The following is a 17,325-nucleotide window of genomic DNA, read 5'->3' as shown; positions in this document are numbered from 1 at the left end:
CTCTAATTATGACCTCGATTCAGGGAACACTCACCAGCGCAACTTCGGTCCTCATGATAGCCGGATCGCGACCTCAGCCGACGCGTGCCGCACATCAACCGTCCCGATCGATCGGTTGGGCGTAAACGCGTTATCCTATCCAAAACGCGCCTTGGTGACATGGCCCTCTACTCGCTATCCGGGACGCTGTTCAAATACGTGCTACTCCAGGTGCCCGGCTGGGTTCTCGCCGTGGCTGTCGGGTGGCTTTTCGTACGGCGGTTCGACGTGCCAGTGTGGGCGGGTGTCGTACTGGTGAGTCTCTGGATCGCCAAGGATTTTGCGCTGTTCCCCTACATGCGCCGCTTCTACGAATCGACAGTCAGCGAGCCGCGCATCGTTGGCGACGCCGGGGTTGCGGTCACCAACCTGGATCCCCATGGGTTCGTACGTATCCACGGAGTGCTGTGGCAGGCGGAGGCTGGCTCGGACAGGCACATCGCGGAAGGCTGCGGCGTCTGCGTCCGCGATATCCGCGGCCTGTTGCTCGTGGTCGATGCCCTGCCGGAGCCATACAGCGCACTCGTGCGGCGGGCCTCCCCTGCGGCCAGACGCCGCGACGAGGAGACGCAGGAACGCTCGTACCACCGATCTGGGTAGGGTGGCCACGTCCACAGGCGTGTCATCCCTTCACGACAGCCACCGGACGAAGACGCGCAACGACCCGTGAGAGACCGGCACCTTCACACGTCTCGACAACATCTGCAGCGCTCTTGTATGCATACGGTGCTTCCTCGGACAACAATGCCCACTGCGATCGCGCCAGCAGAATGCCCTCCTCTTCGAGCTTCTGCCTGAGCGCCTGGCCGCTCATCACCTGCTTCGCCTTCGTTCGTGACATCGCGCGTCCGGCGCCGTGGCACGTCGACGCGAACGACAGGTCCCGCGCCCGAGACGTGCCGGCGAGGACGAACGACGCGGTGCCCATCGAGCCGGGAATGATCACCGGCTGACCGATTTCCGCATACCGCGCTGGGAGCTCTTCGTGACCGGGTCCAAATGCGCGCGTTGCACCCTTGCGGTGCACGCACACCCGCCGCAGCCGTCCATCCACGAGGTGCTCCTCGATCTTCGCCAGGTTGTGCGCCACGTCGTAGACGAGCCGCAGGCCGAGCGCCTGCGACGAGCGTCGGAAGAGCGATGCACAGGACTCGCGCACCGCGTCCGCGAGCACTTGCCGGTTCGCGAGCGCGAAGTTTCCGGCGGCGCTCATCGCGCCAACGTAGCTCCGTGCTGCGTCGTGCTCGAATGGCACGCACGCCAGCTGTCGATCCGGTAAGGCGTAGCCAAGCGTTGCCTGCAGTCGATCGATCACACGCAAATGATCCGTGCACGTCTGATGACCGATGCCGCGAGAGCCCGAGTGGATCATCACGCACACTTGCCCTTGGAAGAGCTCCATGGCGGCAGCAGCAGCGGCATCTCGGATCTCGTCGACCACCTGTACTTCGAGGAAGTGATTGCCAGCGCCGAGGCTGCCGAGCTGTGGCGCCCCGCGCTCCTTTGCGCGCGCCGAGATGAAGGCAGGCTCCGCATCTGGCAACGTCCCACCGCTCTCGCAGCTCTCGAGGTCCTCGTCCCAGCCGGCGCCGCGCGCAACCGCAAACCGAGCACCCTCGCGCAGCACCTGATCCACCTCACCGACACCGAGCGACATCCGACCGCGCCCGCCCACCCCACGCGGCACACGGTGGCCGAGCGTGTCGACCAGCTCGCGGAGGCGCGGCTTGACATCGGTGTCGTACGCGAGGTCGCTGCGCAACAGCCGCACACCGCAGCCGATGTCGAACCCGACGCCGCCCGGTGAGATCACGCCCCCGTGCTCGACATCGGTGGCAGCAACACCCCCGATTGGAAAGCCATAACCCCAATGGATGTCGGGCATCGCCAGCGAAGCCACGACGATGCCTGGCAACGTGGCGACGTTGGCCACTTGCTGCACGGCCTTGTCCTCGATGGCCTTTTGCATCAACGCATCGGAGGCAAAGATCCGGCCTGGCACCTGCATGCCCGGCACGAAGCCAACCGGCAGCTCCCAGACGAACTCGCCGATCTTGCGTGGCGCGACCATGGAGCTCTCCCTTAGTTCGGCCGCCTCGGCGAGGCGGCCCTACCTATACATTGAAACGAAAGACAATGACATCGCCGTCCTGCACGACGTAGTCCTTGCCTTCCGCACGTACCAGACCTTTTTCGCGGGCTGGCTTCCAGCCGCCCACACGAACGAAGTCCTCGAACGCGACGGTCTCTGCACGGATGAATCCGCGCTCGAAATCGCTATGAATCACGCCCGCGGCGGCGGGCGCCTTGTCACCGGCCCGAATCGTCCAGGCGCGCGCTTCTTTCTCACTTCCCGTGAAGTAGCTTCGCAGGCCCAGCAATCTGTACGCGGCGCGCGCCACGCGATCGAGCCCTGACTCGTGCAAGCCAAGCGACTCGAGAAACTCGCGTCGGTCCGACGCCGGCAGCTCGACGAGCTCCGCTTCGACCTTGGCCGACAGGACCACGACCGACGCCTCTTCCTCGTCACGTGCGACGGCCTCCTCCAGCGCGCGCACGTACGCGTTGCCGCACGCCGCATCGTGCTCCGCGACGTTGGCGGCATACAGCTCCGGCTTCGCGGTGAGCAGGTGCAAGCCCGGCAACAGTGCACGCTCCTCGTCTCCGGCGTCAAAGGTCCGCACGGACCGCCCGTCGGACAGATGTGCCCGCACCCGCTCGAGCAGGTGAACTTCGGCCTTGAGCGCTGCATCGCCCGACTTGGCCGCCTTCGACGATCGCTCGAGACGACGATCGACGGTGCCGAGGTCGGCGAGCGCCAGCTCGATGTTGACGATCGCGCGATCGCGCTCCGGGTCGGGCGCCCCCGTCACGTGCTGGACGTTGGGGTCCTCGAAACAGCGAACGACGTGCACGATGGCATCCACCTCGCGGATGTTGGCGAGGAACTGGTTGCCGAGCCCCTCACCCTGGCTCGCGCCTCGTACCAGGCCGGCGATATCGACGAACTCGACCGTCGCAGGCACGACCCGTTGAGGCTGCACCAACGCCGTAATCTGGTCCAGTCGCTCGTCGGGCACTGTCACGACGCCGGTATTCGGCTCGATGGTGGCAAAGGGATAGTTGGCCACCACGGCGCCGGCCGAGGTCAGGGCATTGAACAGGGTGGACTTACCGACATTGGGAAGACCGACGATACCGAGTCGAAGCATAAATGGGACCGCAGAGCCGCTCGGGAAACGAGGCCCGCACGACGCGGGCGTCCTCACCAAGCCCAAACCTTGGATCTTACCGCAGACTTCCGGATGCACCGCGAGCTGTGCAGCCCTGTGGTCCACGAGCGTCAAATGCGTTTATCCTGATGCGGGTGTGCTGCCCGGTCTCCCTTTTGTGTCTCTGTCCCTGTTTCCCGTTTCCTGATTCCCGATTCCTGTATTGGGGGCTTCATTGTTCGCTCGGTTTGCAACAACCCTCGTCCTCGGAGTGGCGGTCCTCCCGGCCGCCGAGCCGGTTGCGGATGCCGTGTACTACAACGGAAAGATCATCACGCTGTGGGAAGGCGTAGAAGCCGCGGAGGCGCTGGCGGTGAGCGGCAACAGCTTCCTCGCGGTGGGCACGAACGAAGAGGTGCTCGCCACGGCAGGACCGAGCACCACGAAGATCGACCTGCAGGGGCAAACGGTCGTGCCGGGCTTGATCGACGCTCACACGCACCCGATCGAAGCCGCACTTTCCGAAACGGACAGCCCGCTGCCGCCGTTCGACTCGATTGCCGCCATCCAGCGCTACATCCGTGATCGGGCGGCAGACACGCCGGCTGGAACACCGATCGTCGTGCCGAAGGTCTTCGCCACACGGCTGGCGGAACGCCGCTATCCGACGCGAGAAGAGCTAGATGCGGTGGCAGCGGATCGGCCGGTCGTGGTCGACAATGGCTACGCGTCGGTCCTCAACTCGCTCCTCCTCGAGAAGTACGGCATTACGCGCGACAGCCCCGACCCGCCGGGCGGCAAGCTGGGCCGCGACGAGAAAGGCGAGCCGACGGGTCTCATTCTCGGCGCCTCGGAGCTGTTGGGTCCGCTGCGCCAGCCTCGCGCATGGACCGCGCGCGACCGCGTCGAGGCGCTAGCGCGCGTGCACGCGCGCTACAACAGGGTCGGCATCACGAGCACGATCGATCGCGCCGAGGATCCGGCGGGCTTTCGCGCCTATCAGGCACTACGCCGCGACCGCGGCCTGACCGTGCGAACGTCGGTCACCTATCGCCTCAACGGCGCCGCTCGGCCGGAAGAGCTCCGGCACCAGATCGAGGGACTGCCTTTCATCACCGGGTGGGGCGACGATTGGCTCCGGGTCGGCTCGCTCAAGGTTGTCGTCGACGGCGGCATGCTGATGGGGACGGCGTATCTGCGCGCGCCGTACGGCACGCGCACCGACGTCTATGGCTACAGCGATTCCACGTATCGAGGCGAGCTGACGACCCCGGCGGCCAACGTGCAGCTGACCGCACGTCTCGCACGTGACCTTGGGTGGCAGATGACTGCGCACGTGGTGGGCGGCGGCGCCCTGGACGTCCTGCTCGACGCCTACGAAGCCGTTGACGAGCGAGGCACGCTCGGCGAGCGGCGCTTCACCGCGACACACGCGAACTTCCCCGACCCACACGCCATCGCGCGCGCGAAGCGGCTCGGCATCGGCTTCGACGTACAGCCGGCGTGGCTCCATCTCGACGGCGACATTCTTCGCGACGTGCTCGGGGCCGATCGCGTGCGCCACCTCCTCCCGCTCCGCTCCCTCTTCGACGCGGGCCTCGTCGTCGCTGGCGGCTCCGATCACATGGTGCGACTCGATCCGCGCCACGCCACCAATCCGTATCACCCTTTCCTCGGCATGTGGATTGCCGTCACGCGCGAGACGCACACGGGGACCGTGCTGGTGCCCGAGGAGCGCATCACTCGACTCGAGGCGCTGCGCATGTGGACGTTGAATGCCGCCTGGATGACATTCGAGGAAGAGCGCAAGGGATCGATCCAGCCGGGCAAGCTCGCTGATTTCGTGGTGATTTCGAAGGATCTCCTGACCTGCCCAGAGGCAGACATCAAAGACATCGAAGCCATTCGCACCGTCGTCGATGGACGCGAGGTCTATCGGGCGCGTACGGGTGCTTGATGGAGAAAGGAACCGGGGCGCGACAAGGGGCCAGGCCCCCTTTTCCCTCAGCTTGACACTCTGGCGCGTGCGGGATACAGTTCCCATCAAGCTCTATCGCATAACAGAATGCGTTCTGCTGAACGGACCACGCATCGGGTGTCGGAGAGAACCCCCTACATCACGCTCGTCGGGAAGGTCGTGCAGATTATCGAAGCCTTGCGTGACGCGCCCGAGGGCCTGGCACTCCAGGCGCTCGCCCGCCGCACCGGCTACGTCAAGAGCTCCATCCATCGGATTCTCCTGAGCCTCCGGCAGCATGGGTACGTCCAGCAGGACGAGCCCGGCGGCCCGTACCGTCTCGGTCTGAAGTTCGTCGCGATTGGGCGTGCCGTCAACGGGAATGTCTCGCTCGTCCAGGTCGTCCGGCCGCATCTCAGGGAGCTCGTGGCAGCCTTCGACGAGAGCGCCTATCTGGCGGTCTTACGGGGTGAGCGTGGCATCTTCGTCGATGTGCAGGAGACCAACCGCGACTTGCGGCTCGTCGGCCCGCTCGGCGCAGAGGTGCACTTCCACGCGACCGCGGCCGGCAAGGTGATTGCCGCGCTCTTCCCCGCAGACCGGCGCGCCGCGCTTCTGGCTCGCCTGTCGCTGACGCGCCTCACACCGCGCACCATTACCTCGCGTGCGGAGGTCGAGCGGCAGTGGACGCGGGTACGCCGCCTTGGTATCGCCGTCAACCACGAGGAGACCATCGTTGGGGCCGTCTTCCTCGCGGCACCGATCTTCGACGTCGAGCCGCACGTGTGCGGCGCCATCAGCATCGGCATCCCGAAGGCGCGATTCTCGGCCACACTTGGCCGTGCGATGGCTGCCGCTTTGAAGGATACCTGCGCGCGCCTCTCCGAGACGTTGGCGGCGGCCGGTTACACGCACAGAGTGGGTGCGGCGCCAAGACCCGTCGAGCTCGGAGAGACGACACGGTCGACGTTGGCAGGATAAGTTGGGAATCGGGAGTCACAACGCAGAACTCAGGACTCATCACACCGTGAGCGTCAACCTGTCGCGACGAGCGTGGCTGACTGGGGCTGCACGAAGCCCCAAGGTCGAGGGGCACTGGCTGCACGTGCATCGCACAGCCATGGCGTGCCGCTTCGAGATCACGGTGCCCGACGAGACACCCAGCGCCGTGGAGCAGGCCAGCGCGGCGCTGGACCTCGTCACGCGCCTCGAGGCTCGACTCTCCGTGTTCCGCGGCACGAGCGAGGTCAGCACCCTCAACCGCGACGCCGCCGAGCGGCCGGTCGTCGTCGAGTCGGGGCTCTTCTCGCTCATCGAGCGCTGTCAAGCGCTGCACGCCGAGACCGAAGGTGCGTTCGATCCGACCTCCGGACCGCTGACCCGCTGCTGGGGCTTCTACAAGCGAGAGGGACATGTACCCGACGCCAACGCGCTGCGCGCGGCACTGGCGTCGGTAGGCATGCAGCACGTCGTCCTCGACCGAGATCAGCGCACCGTGCGTTTCGGGAGGCCGGGCGTCGAGCTGAACTTCGGCGCCATCGGCAAAGGCTACTCGCTCGACCTCGCTGTTCGGCTCATGCAGCGACGCGGCGTGGGCGCCGCGCTTGCCTGCGCCGGCGGGAGCAGCGTCGCCGCCCTTGGTCGCCCTCCCGGCTTGCCAGGGTGGATCGTGAGCGTGCGACACCCTGCCCGGCTCGATGGCGCCGGCACGCGTGTCCGGCTCCGCGACGCACATCTTGCGACCAGCGGTGAGCGAGAGCAGTGGTTTGCAGCGGACGGCAAGCGGTATGGCCACCTCCTCGATCCGCGCAACGGCGCGCCGGTCGACGCCGTCCGCCGGGTCTCTGTCGTGGCCTCGTCTGGCGCCGAGGCAGACGCCCTGGCCACCGCCTTTTTCGTCTCTGGCGTCGAGCTCGCACGACGCTATTGCGCGGCACACCCGGAGGTCGCCGCGATCTTCTACGAGGACGAGGCCGATCGTCCGGTGGTTGTGGGCGCTCACCCGCGATGTCGGTTCGAGGTGGTTCATGAGTGAAGCCGGCGCGGGTGCATCCACTCCGCTTCCAGCCGTGGCGCGCGTTGCGCTCGTGACGCTGCGAATGCTCATCGGCTGGCACTTCCTCTATGAGGGCTACTACAAGATCGTGCTGCCGGCCTGGACGTCGAACGGCGCTCCCACTGGCCGCTGGAGCGCCGCTGGATATCTCGCCAACGCGGCGGGCCCCTTTGCAGATGCGTTCCAGACGGTCGGCCAGTCCAGCATTCTCCCGTGGATCGACATGGTCGTGATGGTGGCGCTCGTGCTCGTCGGGCTCTCACTCCTCCTGGGCTTCCTCACACAAACGGGCTGTCTCGGCGCGATGCTGCTGCTCGGCACGTTCTACATGGCGTTGATTCCGTTGGCCGGCGCACCGCAGGCCGGCAGCGAGGGCACCTATCTCATCGTCAACAAAACGCTCATCGAGCTCGCAGCGGTCTGGGTGCTGTTCTTGTTTCGCACAGGACATATTGCCGGCCTGGATGTGCTGCTCCACGCGCGCCGTGGCAGCGGGAAGAAGATGCCCGTCATCTCTTCCTCCTTCTCTGCCGCCGCGTCACCCGAACAATGAAAGAGATGACAGGCATCTTCTTCCCGGCACACGCTCATGCGGATTGAGGTCTTCGAGGACCCGATTGCACTCGGCAAGGCGGCCGCAGCGGTCGCGGCTGAAACGATCGAGGAGGCGGTGGAGGCGCGCGGCCGAGCACGCATCATTGCCGCGACGGGTGTGTCGCAGTTGGCGTTTGTCGATGCCCTGACCCGTCGACCGGGACTCCCCTGGTCGTGCGTGGAGCTGTTCCATCTGGACGAGTACATCGGCCTTCCAATCACGCATCCGGCCAGCTTTCGCAAGTATCTGCTGGAGCGGCTCATCAGCAAGACTGGTCTCACGACCTACCATTTGCTCGAGGGCGAAGCGGATCCAGAGCTCGTTTGTCAGGAGGTGGGCCGCGCGCTCACGACGGCACCAATCGACGTCGCGTTCGTCGGCATCGGCGAGAATGGCCACTTGGCCTTCAACGACCCGCCGGCCGACTTCGAAACCGAGCAGCCCTATCTGATCGTCACGCTCGACGAGGCGTGCCGCCGACAGCAGGTTGGTGAGGGATGGTTCGCGGCGTTGGACGACGTGCCCCAGCGCGCGATCTCAATGTCGATTCGACAGATCCTCAAGTCACGCCGCATCCTCTGCATCGCGCCAGACCTCCGCAAGGCCGAAGCCGTCAGGGCATGCTTCTCTGGCCGCGTCAGTCCCATGGCGCCTGCCTCCATCCTGCGTACGCACCCGGACACCACACTGTTTCTCGATTTCCTTTCCGCCTCGTTGCTCGATCCAGCAACGATCGCACGGGGCGAGCTTTGACGGAGGAGATGATGCCACCGCGTCCCACCCGACGGGATTTCATGAAGACGACCGCCGCCGGCGCCGCCGGTCTTGCCGTCAGCACTCCGGCGGCTGGTCTTGCTCGCGCCCGCCGCGCGCAGGACGAGCCACGGCCGCTCCAGCTCGGAATCATTGGGCTCGACACGTCGCACGTCATCGCCTTCACCGCGTTGCTGAACGACTCGTCGAATCCGCACCACATCCCGGGCGCGCGTGTGGTTCGCGCCTACAAGGGCGGCAGTCCCGACGTCGAAGCGTCCGCGACACGCATCGAGAAGTTCACGGCGGAGCTCACGAGCCGTTGGAACGTGACGTTGGTTCCGTCGATCGAGGAGCTGTGCGAGCAGGTGGACGCCGTCCTGCTCTCCAGCGTCGATGGCCGGACACACCTTCCCCAGGTGCGACCGGTCATCGAGGCTCGGAAGCCGGTCTTCATAGACAAGCCGTTCACGGCGAGCCTACGCGACGCACAGGAGATCGTGCGTCTCGCGCGCGAGCGCGACGCCCCGATCTTCAGCTCCTCGGCGCTCCGTTTCTCCGACGATGTGGTGGCGCTCACCCGTGAAGGGCGCGCGGGCACCGTTCTCGGGGCATCGACATTTGGCCCGGCGCCTACCGAGCCGCATCATCCAGACTTGTTCTGGTACGGCATCCACAGCGTCGAAATGCTCTATACGCTGCTGGGCCCAGGGTGTGCGCGCGTGACCCGCACGCACACGGACGGCGCTGACGTCGTTGTTGGCCAATGGAAGGACGGCCGGCTCGGTGTGGTGCGCGGGATCCGCGAAGGCGAGGCTTCCTACGGAGCGGTCGTCTTCGGAAGCGAGGGTGTCGTCGGCTCGCCGTCGCTCGTCCAATCCGCGCCCTCATCGGCGTCGACCAAGAAAGACGCTCGGCCCATGTATCACGGTCTCGTGACCGCGATCGTCGAGTTCCTGCGAACGGGAACGCCGCCAGTCGCGCCAGAGGAAACGCTCGAGATCATTGCGTTCATGGATGCGGCCGAGTCCAGCAAGTCGCAGAACGGCAGTCCTGTAGAGGTTCGAGGTTGAGTATCTGCTTACCTTCGTGCTCGTGTTCTGGCCCATGGGCGAGCTCGGTCGTGCCTCCACGATGGAGGAGCTGAAGTGATGGATGCACTGTCTCGAGGTCCGACGGCCCCGGACGCGCACCAGCGACAGCCTGTGCGGATCCGGACGATGCGCCACGACGACATCGCTGCAGGCCTGCAGTTGTGCCGCGCGAGCCAATGGAACCAAGTTGCACGCGACTGGGAGCTGTTTCTCGCCTCGAGCCCTGAAGGGTGCTGTGTCGCGGTTGACGACAGCGATGAGGTCGTGGGCAGCGTTGCGACACTTCGTTATGGGAGCGCCTTCAGCTGGATCGCGATGGCGCTCGTCCTACCTGCGTACCGTGGCGCCGGCATTGGCACGCGCCTCCTCGAAGAAGCGCTCACGATCTTGCATGATGGACCGGTGGTGCGTCTCGATGCCACACCCGCCGGCTTTGGACTGTATGAGCGCGCCGGATTTCGAGAGGAGTACCGGCTGCAGCGCATGCAGCGCGCTGTAGGGCCGACGTCGAGGTCGGGCGAGCGTGAATCGGGCGTCGGCAGGTCGAGCGCTCGACCCATGCAAGACGATGATGTCAACGAGGTGCTGATGCAGGATCGCGAGGTGTTCGGAGCGGACCGGCGTTGGTTGCTCGACGCGTTCAGGCGCGATGCACCGGAGTATGCGTGGGTCGGCGGGCAAGAGCACATCGACGGCTACCTGTTCGGACGCCGCGGTCATGCGTTCGAGCACCTCGGTCCGCTCGTCGCGCGCGACGAGGCCACGGCGCGCGAACTGGTCGCCGCATGCGTGTCCACCCATCCCGATCGGCCGTTCATTCTCGACGTACCCCGCCGGACGTCGTGGGCTCATTGGTTGGACACGCTACAGTTTACGGTGCAGCGACCGTTCATCCGGATGTACCGTGGCAACGATCGGCCCCTCGAGCGGACGGACCACGTGTTCGCGATCGTGGGTCCAGAATTCGGCTGAGCTGCAAACGGGGACAGCCCCGAACAGCCCCCGTTTCCGCTCCTCGAAAAACGAGGGCCTGTCCGGGCTATCCCGTTTTCCAGTGCCACCATGAGCCCCATCACCATCGAGCACACCGGCTTCGTCGACCTGCAGGTGAACGGCTTTGCCGGCGTCGATTTCAACGACCCTGGCTGCACGCCAGATGACCTACAGCGTGCGCTCGACACCGTCGCGCGCACGGGCGTCACGCGCTGCCTGCCAACACTCATCACGTCGTCGCTGGATCGCTTCACGGCATGTGCGCGGTTGATCGTAGGTCATCACAGCTCGCTCATCGCCGGCCTGCACATGGAGGGACCGTACATCTCACCGGTGGACGGCGCGCGCGGTGCGCATCCGCCAGAGTATGTCGTCCCTGCATCGATAGAGGACTTCGAACGTAGACAGGAAGCCGCGGAGGGCCGGATCGTCCTGGTCACGTTGGCGCCGGAAGTGCCGGGTGCGCTCCCGCTCATCGAGCACCTCTCGGCACAGGGCCTGCGTGTGGCCATCGGTCACACAATGGCCGAGCCGCGACAAATTGCCGACGCCATCCGTGCCGGCGCGACGTTGTCGACGCACCTGGGTAATGGCTGCCCGCTGACGCTGCCTCGTCATCCCAACATGCTCTGGGAAGAGCTCTCTTCCGACGAGCTCACGGCGAGCCTCATCGTCGACGGGCATCATCTGCCGCCGGCGACAGTCAAGGTGATGGTGCGCGCGAAGTCGCCGGAGCGTACGATCCTCGTCACCGATGCCGTCGCACCCGCGGCGTGCCCGCCTGGCGAGTATTGGGTCAGCGGTATGCGGATCGAGCTCGACACAGCCGGGCGCGTGTCCAAACCGGGCGGCCATACGCTGGCGGGCTCTGCACTGCTGATGCCAGCGGGCATCGCCAACACGGTACGTTTCACAGGTCTCCCGATCTCGCAGGTGTTGCGAATGGCGTCGGAGCAGCCCGCCGCTTACATCGGCATTGCGCCCGCAGGCCGCGTGACAATGTCCTGGGACGCCGAGGCGCGGACGCTGGCGGTCGAACGCGTGACCGTGTAGAGACCTTGGAGTTGTGCTGAAACAATGGGCTTGCTCGATCATCTCGTAAGTGAAGAAGACCTCGAGGATCGTCTCTCGACACCGAACGAGACAGATATTGAGTGTTGCCGGCGCCTCGACGGCGACCTGCTCGTCCTCGGAGCCGGCGGGAAGATGGGACCGTCGCTCGTACGGCGCATCGTCCGCGCCTCGGCGGCAGCGGGCGTCAGCCGGCGTGTGATTGCCGCCTCCCGTTTCTCGGCTCCAGGCAGCCAACAGGAGCTCGACGCCGCCGGTGCGACGACTGTCGTGTGCGATCTCCTCGAGCCGGACAGCGTGGCCAGTCTGCCCGTCTGTCCCAACGTGCTGTTTCTCGCGGGACGCAAGTTCGGGTCGACCGACAATACGGCACTGACGTGGGCCATCAACACGATTGCTCCAGTTAACGTGGCGCGGCACTCTCGCAGTTCGCGCCTCGTCGTGTTCTCGACCGGGAACGTCTATCCGTTCGTGCCGGTCTCCTCCGGCGGCTCGGTCGAAACGGACCAGCCGGCGCCGCGTGGCGAATATGCGCAGTCCTGCCTCGGCCGAGAGCGCGTGTTCGAGTACTTCTCGGATCGCTACCGCACACCAACGCTCCTCTTTCGGTTGAACTATGCGGTCGACCTTCGGTACGGCGTGCTCGTCGACATCGCCCGCGCGATCAAGGCGCGCCAACCAGTGGATCGCACGGTGAGCCATCTGAACGCAATTTGGCAAGGCGATGCGAGCTCGTACGCGTTACGGGCCTTGGAGGGATGCGCCTCGCCGCCGCGCGTGTTGAACGTCAGCGGACCAGAAACGCTGTCCGTGACGGACCTTGCCGCGTTCTTCGGCAAGCGGTTTGGCACGCAGCCTCTCCTTCGCGGCGCCCCATCTGGACAAGCGCTCCTCACGAACGCGAGCGCCTGCCACGCATGGCTCGGCGCACCAGAGGTCACTGCCGACGCGCTGATGGAGGCCGTTGCCTCATGGCTCGAGCGGGATGGCCGAACACTCGACAAGCCGACCCGCTTCGAGGTGACCGACGGAGCGTTCTAGGTCCTTGGTTCAATGGAAACGTCACTCCCAGATCTCCGGGGGCGCTTACTCGACGGGCTCGTGATTCCCGCGCATCCCTTGGCGCTGAACGTGCATCGTCGGCTCGACGAGCGGCGGCAGGCGGCGCTGACGCGCTACTATCGCGCGAGTGGCGCCGGCGGTCTCGCCGTAGCCGTCCACACGACGCAGTTTGCCATTCGAGACGCAAAGGTCGGCCTGCTGGAACCGGTGTTGGCGCTCGCGGCCGAGATCGCGCGCGAGCCGTCCGTCGACCGGAGTCCGCCGGTGCTCGTGGCCGGCATCTGCGGTGACGAGAACCAAGCGACCCGGGAGGCAGGTCTCGCGCGGCGGCTCGGGTACGATGCGGGGCTGGTCAGCCTGGCGGCCCTGCGTGACGTGCCGACGCACCGGCTCATCGCGCACTGCCGTGCCATCGCCGAGATCATCCCGGTCTTTGGCTTCTACCTCCAGCCGGCGGTAGGGGGTCGGCTCCTGGATTACGAGTTCTGGCGAGCGTTTCTCGACATCGAGCAGGTGGTTGCGATCAAGGTTGCTCCGTTCAACCGTTATCACACGCTGGATGTCGTTCGTGCGCTCGCCGACAGCAAGCGCCAGGAAGAGGTCGCGCTCTACACCGGCAACGATGACAACATCGTGGTCGACCTGCTCGCCGACCACCTGGTCGGGACCGGGGACGGCTCGGTGCGGATCCGGTTTGCCGGCGGTCTGCTCGGCCAGTGGGCCGTGTGGACGAAGCGCGCCGTGGAGCTGCTCCAGGTCATCAAGGCATGTCGTGCGCAGCACGGGAGCGGCGCCCATCAATTGCTGGCACAAGCCGCCGCGCTCACCGATGCGAACGCCGCCCTCTTCGACGCACGACACGATTTCGCCGGCTGCATTGCCGGGCTCCACGAAATCCTCCGGCGTCAGGGACTCCTGGCGGGTCGTTGGTGCCTCGATCCGGACGAAGATCTCTCACCCGGCCAACTGGAAGAGATCGACCGCGTCTGCCGCGCGTATCCGCAACTGCAGGACGACGATTTCGTCGCCGCACAGCTCTCCGAATGGCTCCGCTGCTAGGGTTTCTGGCTCGTTCCGACCGTGTCACGCTCTGGCTCGAGCTGCGCCGGTACGCCGAGGTGCTGAAGCTGGCGCATCTGCCTGAGAATCACCTCCGCCAGTGCGCGCACGAGACCGAGCGACGCGGCCGGGCTGTCGGTAATGAACTCAGTGAAGTCCTCGCGCGTGAAGGCGAGGGCGTGGGTATCCTCGGCGGCGCGCAACGTAAGGCCCGTATCCTCGATCCCGAGGAGACCGAAGATGCCCACCGCCATGCCTCGTGTCGCGCGCCGGACAACCACGTCACCACCCAGATACTCCAACGCACCTGACACCACGAAGAAGCCGTGGCTCTCGGGATCGCGACCCTGAGCGAGGATCTCTCCAACCTCGAAACGGACCTCGGTCATGTGAGCCGCAAGCGTCGCGATCTCATCACTCGTCAAGTACTGGAGCGGGTGCACTTCCATCAGCAGGAGCGCCCGCTCGATCGTGGTCAGCGTCGGATCGATCTCCATCGTAGAAAGGTCCTGCTGTGTCGGCAGGCCTAAAGGCCCGCGCTACACACGACTTGATAGATGAGCCATCGCCCATGCCGCGGTCTCGCGAACCGTGGCGTCCCGCGCGTCCAGATGTTTGGCGACCAGGTCGGCCAGCTCATCCAGCCGCTTGCTCCCGATCAAATACAGAGTACACGCACGCAGCCAGCTGTCACGACTGGCGAGCAACGTCCGCAGCACCTGGAGGAGCGATGGCGGCTCCAGCTGCAGGCGAAACGCCGCCGCCCGCACGCGCTCCGCTTCCGCTTCCTCACCGACCAGCGGCGCGAGCATCCATCGATCGTCAATCGTGAGAATAGAGTCGAGATACTCCCGCGCTTGGGTCCGAAGCCGAGTGTCGGAGCTGTCAAGTCCTCGACGCGCCCGCAGGATGTCGCGCGGCGGATAGAGCAACGCGAGACGCCGGAAGATCAGCTCGTGCGCTCGCTCGAGCCGCTCGGTCACTGCGCGGTGCAGGAGGCGGACGTCCGGTCCATTCGTCATCCCGCTCAGAGGCGCCCGATGAATCATCAACCGAAGATACACGTCGACATCGTCGTGGAGCTGGCGCGCGATCGTCGCCCGCGGAAGAAAGAGGCTCACATCACTCTTCCTCACCCGGTTGAGCGCCCAGAGCGTCCGTTGAAGGAGGATAGGACAGTCGCGATCATCGGCCACCCGGAGCAGAGAATGTACGGCGTCCTGACTTCCGATCGTAGCGAGGACACGCGGAATCTCCCGCCTGACCTTGAGCGATGACCGACGGTCGGCGAGATAGTCACCCAGCGTCCCCACGATGAGCGACCCAAAGCTGGCGAGCGCATCACGGGCATCCTTGCGCTGTCTCGTGTGCTCGAGCCGGGCCACGAGCGCAGGCACATAGCTCCGCTCCTGCGTCGCCGCGACCAGCCGGAACGAGGCACGACGCACCTCACCGTCGGGATCGTCGAGCAAGGCATCGAGACCCTCGTCATCCGGAATGCCATCTGGGCGCACGGTCGCTGCCTCCTCGCGTGAGGCTGGCTCGCTCGCACCGGACGACACGCCGGCGGCTGCCACGGCAGCGGTGTTCCGCAAAATGGCCGCGGCATTGAGCTCGGGCGAAGCCATCACACGGAAGCGCACGGAAGACGACGCGTGCTTCAGCAGATCGGGCACGCGCTCGCGAACCGCTTCCGGATCAATCGCCAATAGGCGGTCGAGCGCATAGAGGACGTGCGTCTCCCTCGAGCTGCCGAGGAGTGACACCAGGCCTGCCACCGCCTCCGGCTCGTGCCGACTGGGCACGACCGGCGGTTGGTACCCCAGCATGCGCTCCACCGATGATGAGAGCTCGGTCGAATAGGCCCGCGTCACGACCACCTCGACCACGAGCCAGATCACAACCAGCACGATCGTCAGCGCCGTGAGCTGGAGAATCGTGCCTCCCAGCAGGACATTCAAGCCGAGAATGAGCAAGCCGGCCACGGCATCGGCCCCTCGATCGATGACACTCTCGATGAAGCGCTTGGCGCGTGCGCGCACCTCATCGCGCAACGGGAAGAAGAGGAACTCGCGGGCGCTTCGCGTAATGGATGTGCGAAGCGTCGCCTCGTAGAGCCGCGTGGCGAAAACGGGCACCAGAACGGGCCACAGGAGGATGGCGCCCGAGCCCAGCAGGATGCCGACGGGTAACACCGCGGAGGTCACGCGCACACCGACGCGGGAGAGCAGCAGGCCGCTCAGACCCAGGCCAGCCGCGAGCGCCAAGACGTTCTGTGCCGCGTTGAAGAGCCCGAGCAGCCACGTCAGCTCGTGCGGATCGGTCGAGCGCTGCTGCAGGGCGTATTTGAACTGATAGTCCAGCACGCCAGACGTCACGCCTGCCACCAAGAAGAGAAGCACGAGCAGCTGCACGTATCGCGACGCGAGAGCGGATGTCGAGCGCTCCAGTGCGGCGCGAGCCCGCTCCGCCTCCAGCGAATCCGCTTGGCTGCGCTCGAGGCCTCTCGTCGCGAACGGGATCGCGAGGTGGGCGGCAACGATGATGAGCAGGCCGACCGGAGGCGAAAGCACCGGACCGAGCAGCACAGCAAGAAGGCCGGCCACTATCCCGCCAAGAATTCCCGCCGCCCCAATGAGACCGATGAGCCGTCGTGCGCGGCCTGGGTGAAGCTGTTCGTTCGCCACGATCCAGAACTGGGCCACCAACAGGACACCGTAGGCGCTCACCCACAAGTAGAAAACGATGGCAGCCGCCGGACCGTCCTGGCGAAACCAGACACTGAACAGGGCGACGGACAGTCCCGTCAGGAGCGCAGCCCGTGACAGCACCTTCGGCGACGACAAGCCGGCGCTGAGACGATCGAACAGATGCACAGCGAGGGCCGTCCAGAACGCCAGACCGACCGAGATGTACGGCAGATACACAACCGACACGGTGCTCAAGAGCAAGCCGTCCCGAGCAATCCGCGCCAGGGTGAAGGCGAGGATGACGAGAAAATGGAGGAGGCTCAGGCTCCAGACCAGATGGACTTCATCCGTGTCGATGCGAGGAAAGAGTCGAATACGCGACATCCCTCTGTATTATGGCAAGGGATCGAGGGATCAAGGGATCGAGGGATCAAGGGATCGAGGGATCGAGGGATCAAGGGATCAAGGGATAGAACGCATCGAAGCGACGGGCCGGTAGCGATTTCCACGATGGGCGTCACTCGAACCCGTTTCCTCAACCCCTAGCCCCCTAGCCCCCTAGCCCCCTAGATCCCTAGACCCCTTGATCCCTTGACCCCTTGACCCCTTGACCCCTACGTAGGCACCTGCACGGTCTCCAGCACCGCCTGCACCACGTGCACGAGGGTCCGCGGCCGAAAGGGCTTCTGTAGGAACACGGCTCCAGAATTTCGGAGGTCGAGTCGCGCCACCGCTTCGCCGAGA

The 17,325-nt window shown here is 65.6% G+C and carries 15 protein-coding genes; 11 read left to right on the top strand and 4 right to left on the bottom strand.

What is annotated here, in order from left to right; translation table 11 throughout:
* The first annotated feature begins 159 nt into the window (after window positions 1-159).
* Window positions 160-639 carry a hypothetical protein gene (locus GEV06_21675; GenBank protein ID MPZ20497.1) on the top strand — a complete coding sequence of 160 codons (480 nt, stop codon included), beginning with the start codon at window positions 160-162 and terminating at the stop codon, window positions 637-639.
* A 22-nt stretch (window positions 640-661) separates the two neighbouring features.
* Here GEV06_21675 and GEV06_21670 read toward each other — a convergent pair whose 3' ends face one another.
* Window positions 662-2,110 (bottom strand): RNA-splicing ligase RtcB, encoded by a 1,449-nt coding sequence (locus tag GEV06_21670; GenBank protein MPZ20496.1) that lies wholly within the window; start codon window positions 2,108-2,110, stop codon window positions 662-664.
* Between the two features lie 43 nt (window positions 2,111-2,153).
* Complete coding sequence (gene ychF, locus GEV06_21665; protein MPZ20495.1) at window positions 2,154-3,251, bottom strand: redox-regulated ATPase YchF; 1,098 nt, start codon at window positions 3,249-3,251, stop codon at window positions 2,154-2,156.
* A 214-nt stretch (window positions 3,252-3,465) separates the two neighbouring features.
* Between ychF and GEV06_21660 the strand changes: the two genes are divergently transcribed.
* The 10 genes from GEV06_21660 to GEV06_21615 all read left to right on the top strand — a co-directional run bounded on the left by GEV06_21660 (window position 3,466) and on the right by GEV06_21615 (window position 13,891).
* Window positions 3,466-5,208: an amidohydrolase family protein gene (locus GEV06_21660; protein ID MPZ20494.1), complete on the top strand. Its 1,743-nt coding sequence runs from the start codon at window positions 3,466-3,468 to the stop codon at window positions 5,206-5,208.
* 108 nt (window positions 5,209-5,316) lie between these two features.
* Window positions 5,317-6,189, top strand: coding sequence for a helix-turn-helix domain-containing protein (locus GEV06_21655; protein MPZ20493.1), 873 nt, complete (start codon window positions 5,317-5,319; stop codon window positions 6,187-6,189).
* A gap of 46 nt (window positions 6,190-6,235) precedes the next feature.
* Window positions 6,236-7,243, top strand: coding sequence for an FAD:protein FMN transferase (locus GEV06_21650; protein MPZ20492.1), 1,008 nt, complete (start codon window positions 6,236-6,238; stop codon window positions 7,241-7,243).
* Window positions 7,236-7,817, top strand: a complete 582-nt coding sequence (locus tag GEV06_21645; GenBank protein ID MPZ20491.1) for a DoxX subfamily — start codon at window positions 7,236-7,238, stop codon at window positions 7,815-7,817. The genes GEV06_21650 and GEV06_21645 overlap by 8 nt, the downstream gene beginning before the upstream one ends.
* 36 nt (window positions 7,818-7,853) lie before the next feature.
* Window positions 7,854-8,612, top strand: coding sequence for a glucosamine-6-phosphate deaminase (locus GEV06_21640; protein MPZ20490.1), 759 nt, complete (start codon window positions 7,854-7,856; stop codon window positions 8,610-8,612).
* A gap of 41 nt (window positions 8,613-8,653) precedes the next feature.
* A complete protein-coding gene (locus tag GEV06_21635) occupies window positions 8,654-9,685 on the top strand; it encodes a gfo/Idh/MocA family oxidoreductase (GenBank protein ID MPZ20489.1) in 1,032 nt (343 codons plus the stop codon).
* A gap of 78 nt (window positions 9,686-9,763) precedes the next feature.
* Complete coding sequence (locus GEV06_21630) at window positions 9,764-10,678, top strand: GNAT family N-acetyltransferase (protein MPZ20488.1); 915 nt, start codon at window positions 9,764-9,766, stop codon at window positions 10,676-10,678.
* Window positions 10,679-10,768: 90 nt separating this feature from the next.
* Entirely contained in the window at window positions 10,769-11,752 is a 984-nt protein-coding gene (locus tag GEV06_21625; GenBank protein ID MPZ20487.1) for an amidohydrolase family protein, read from the top strand.
* Between the two features lie 24 nt (window positions 11,753-11,776).
* Window positions 11,777-12,811: an NAD-dependent epimerase/dehydratase family protein gene (locus tag GEV06_21620; GenBank protein MPZ20486.1), complete on the top strand. Its 1,035-nt coding sequence runs from the start codon at window positions 11,777-11,779 to the stop codon at window positions 12,809-12,811.
* Between the two features lie 12 nt (window positions 12,812-12,823).
* Window positions 12,824-13,891, top strand: a complete 1,068-nt coding sequence (locus GEV06_21615; protein ID MPZ20485.1) for a dihydrodipicolinate synthase family protein — start codon at window positions 12,824-12,826, stop codon at window positions 13,889-13,891.
* Here GEV06_21615 and GEV06_21610 read toward each other — a convergent pair.
* Entirely contained in the window at window positions 13,888-14,388 is a 501-nt protein-coding gene (locus tag GEV06_21610) for a cyclic nucleotide-binding domain-containing protein (GenBank protein MPZ20484.1), read from the bottom strand. The genes GEV06_21615 and GEV06_21610 overlap by 4 nt on opposite strands.
* A gap of 42 nt (window positions 14,389-14,430) precedes the next feature.
* Window positions 14,431-16,965 (bottom strand): hypothetical protein, encoded by a 2,535-nt coding sequence (locus tag GEV06_21605; GenBank protein MPZ20483.1) that lies wholly within the window; start codon window positions 16,963-16,965, stop codon window positions 14,431-14,433.
* Window positions 16,966-17,325 lie beyond the last annotated feature (360 nt).

It is taken from the genome of Luteitalea sp. (genome assembly GCA_009377605.1).
Taxonomy (GTDB): Bacteria; Acidobacteriota; Vicinamibacteria; order Vicinamibacterales; family Vicinamibacteraceae; genus WHTT01.
This window is presented reverse-complemented; position numbering and strand designations above follow the sequence as displayed.

What these genes read in the sequence shown, in the direction of transcription:
- GEV06_21610 (MPZ20484.1), bottom strand. Translation starts at nt 14,388, where the DNA reads ATGGAGATCGATCCGACGCTGACCACGATCGAGCGGGCGCTCCTGCTG.
- GEV06_21620 (MPZ20486.1), top strand. Translation starts at nt 11,777, where the DNA reads ATGGGCTTGCTCGATCATCTCGTAAGTGAAGAAGACCTCGAGGATCGT.
- GEV06_21645 (MPZ20491.1), top strand. Translation starts at nt 7,236, where the DNA reads ATGAGTGAAGCCGGCGCGGGTGCATCCACTCCGCTTCCAGCCGTGGCG.
- GEV06_21670 (MPZ20496.1), bottom strand. Translation starts at nt 2,110, where the DNA reads ATGGTCGCGCCACGCAAGATCGGCGAGTTCGTCTGGGAGCTGCCGGTT.
- GEV06_21635 (MPZ20489.1), top strand. Translation starts at nt 8,654, where the DNA reads ATGAAGACGACCGCCGCCGGCGCCGCCGGTCTTGCCGTCAGCACTCCG.
- GEV06_21625 (MPZ20487.1), top strand. Translation starts at nt 10,769, where the DNA reads ATGAGCCCCATCACCATCGAGCACACCGGCTTCGTCGACCTGCAGGTG.
- GEV06_21630 (MPZ20488.1), top strand. Translation starts at nt 9,764, where the DNA reads ATGGATGCACTGTCTCGAGGTCCGACGGCCCCGGACGCGCACCAGCGA.
- GEV06_21640 (MPZ20490.1), top strand. Translation starts at nt 7,854, where the DNA reads ATGCGGATTGAGGTCTTCGAGGACCCGATTGCACTCGGCAAGGCGGCC.
- GEV06_21675 (MPZ20497.1), top strand. Translation starts at nt 160, where the DNA reads ATGGCCCTCTACTCGCTATCCGGGACGCTGTTCAAATACGTGCTACTC.
- GEV06_21655 (MPZ20493.1), top strand. Translation starts at nt 5,317, where the DNA reads ATGCGTTCTGCTGAACGGACCACGCATCGGGTGTCGGAGAGAACCCCC.
- GEV06_21605 (MPZ20483.1), bottom strand. Translation starts at nt 16,965, where the DNA reads ATGTCGCGTATTCGACTCTTTCCTCGCATCGACACGGATGAAGTCCAT.
- GEV06_21615 (MPZ20485.1), top strand. Translation starts at nt 12,824, where the DNA reads ATGGAAACGTCACTCCCAGATCTCCGGGGGCGCTTACTCGACGGGCTC.
- ychF (MPZ20495.1), bottom strand. Translation starts at nt 3,251, where the DNA reads ATGCTTCGACTCGGTATCGTCGGTCTTCCCAATGTCGGTAAGTCCACC.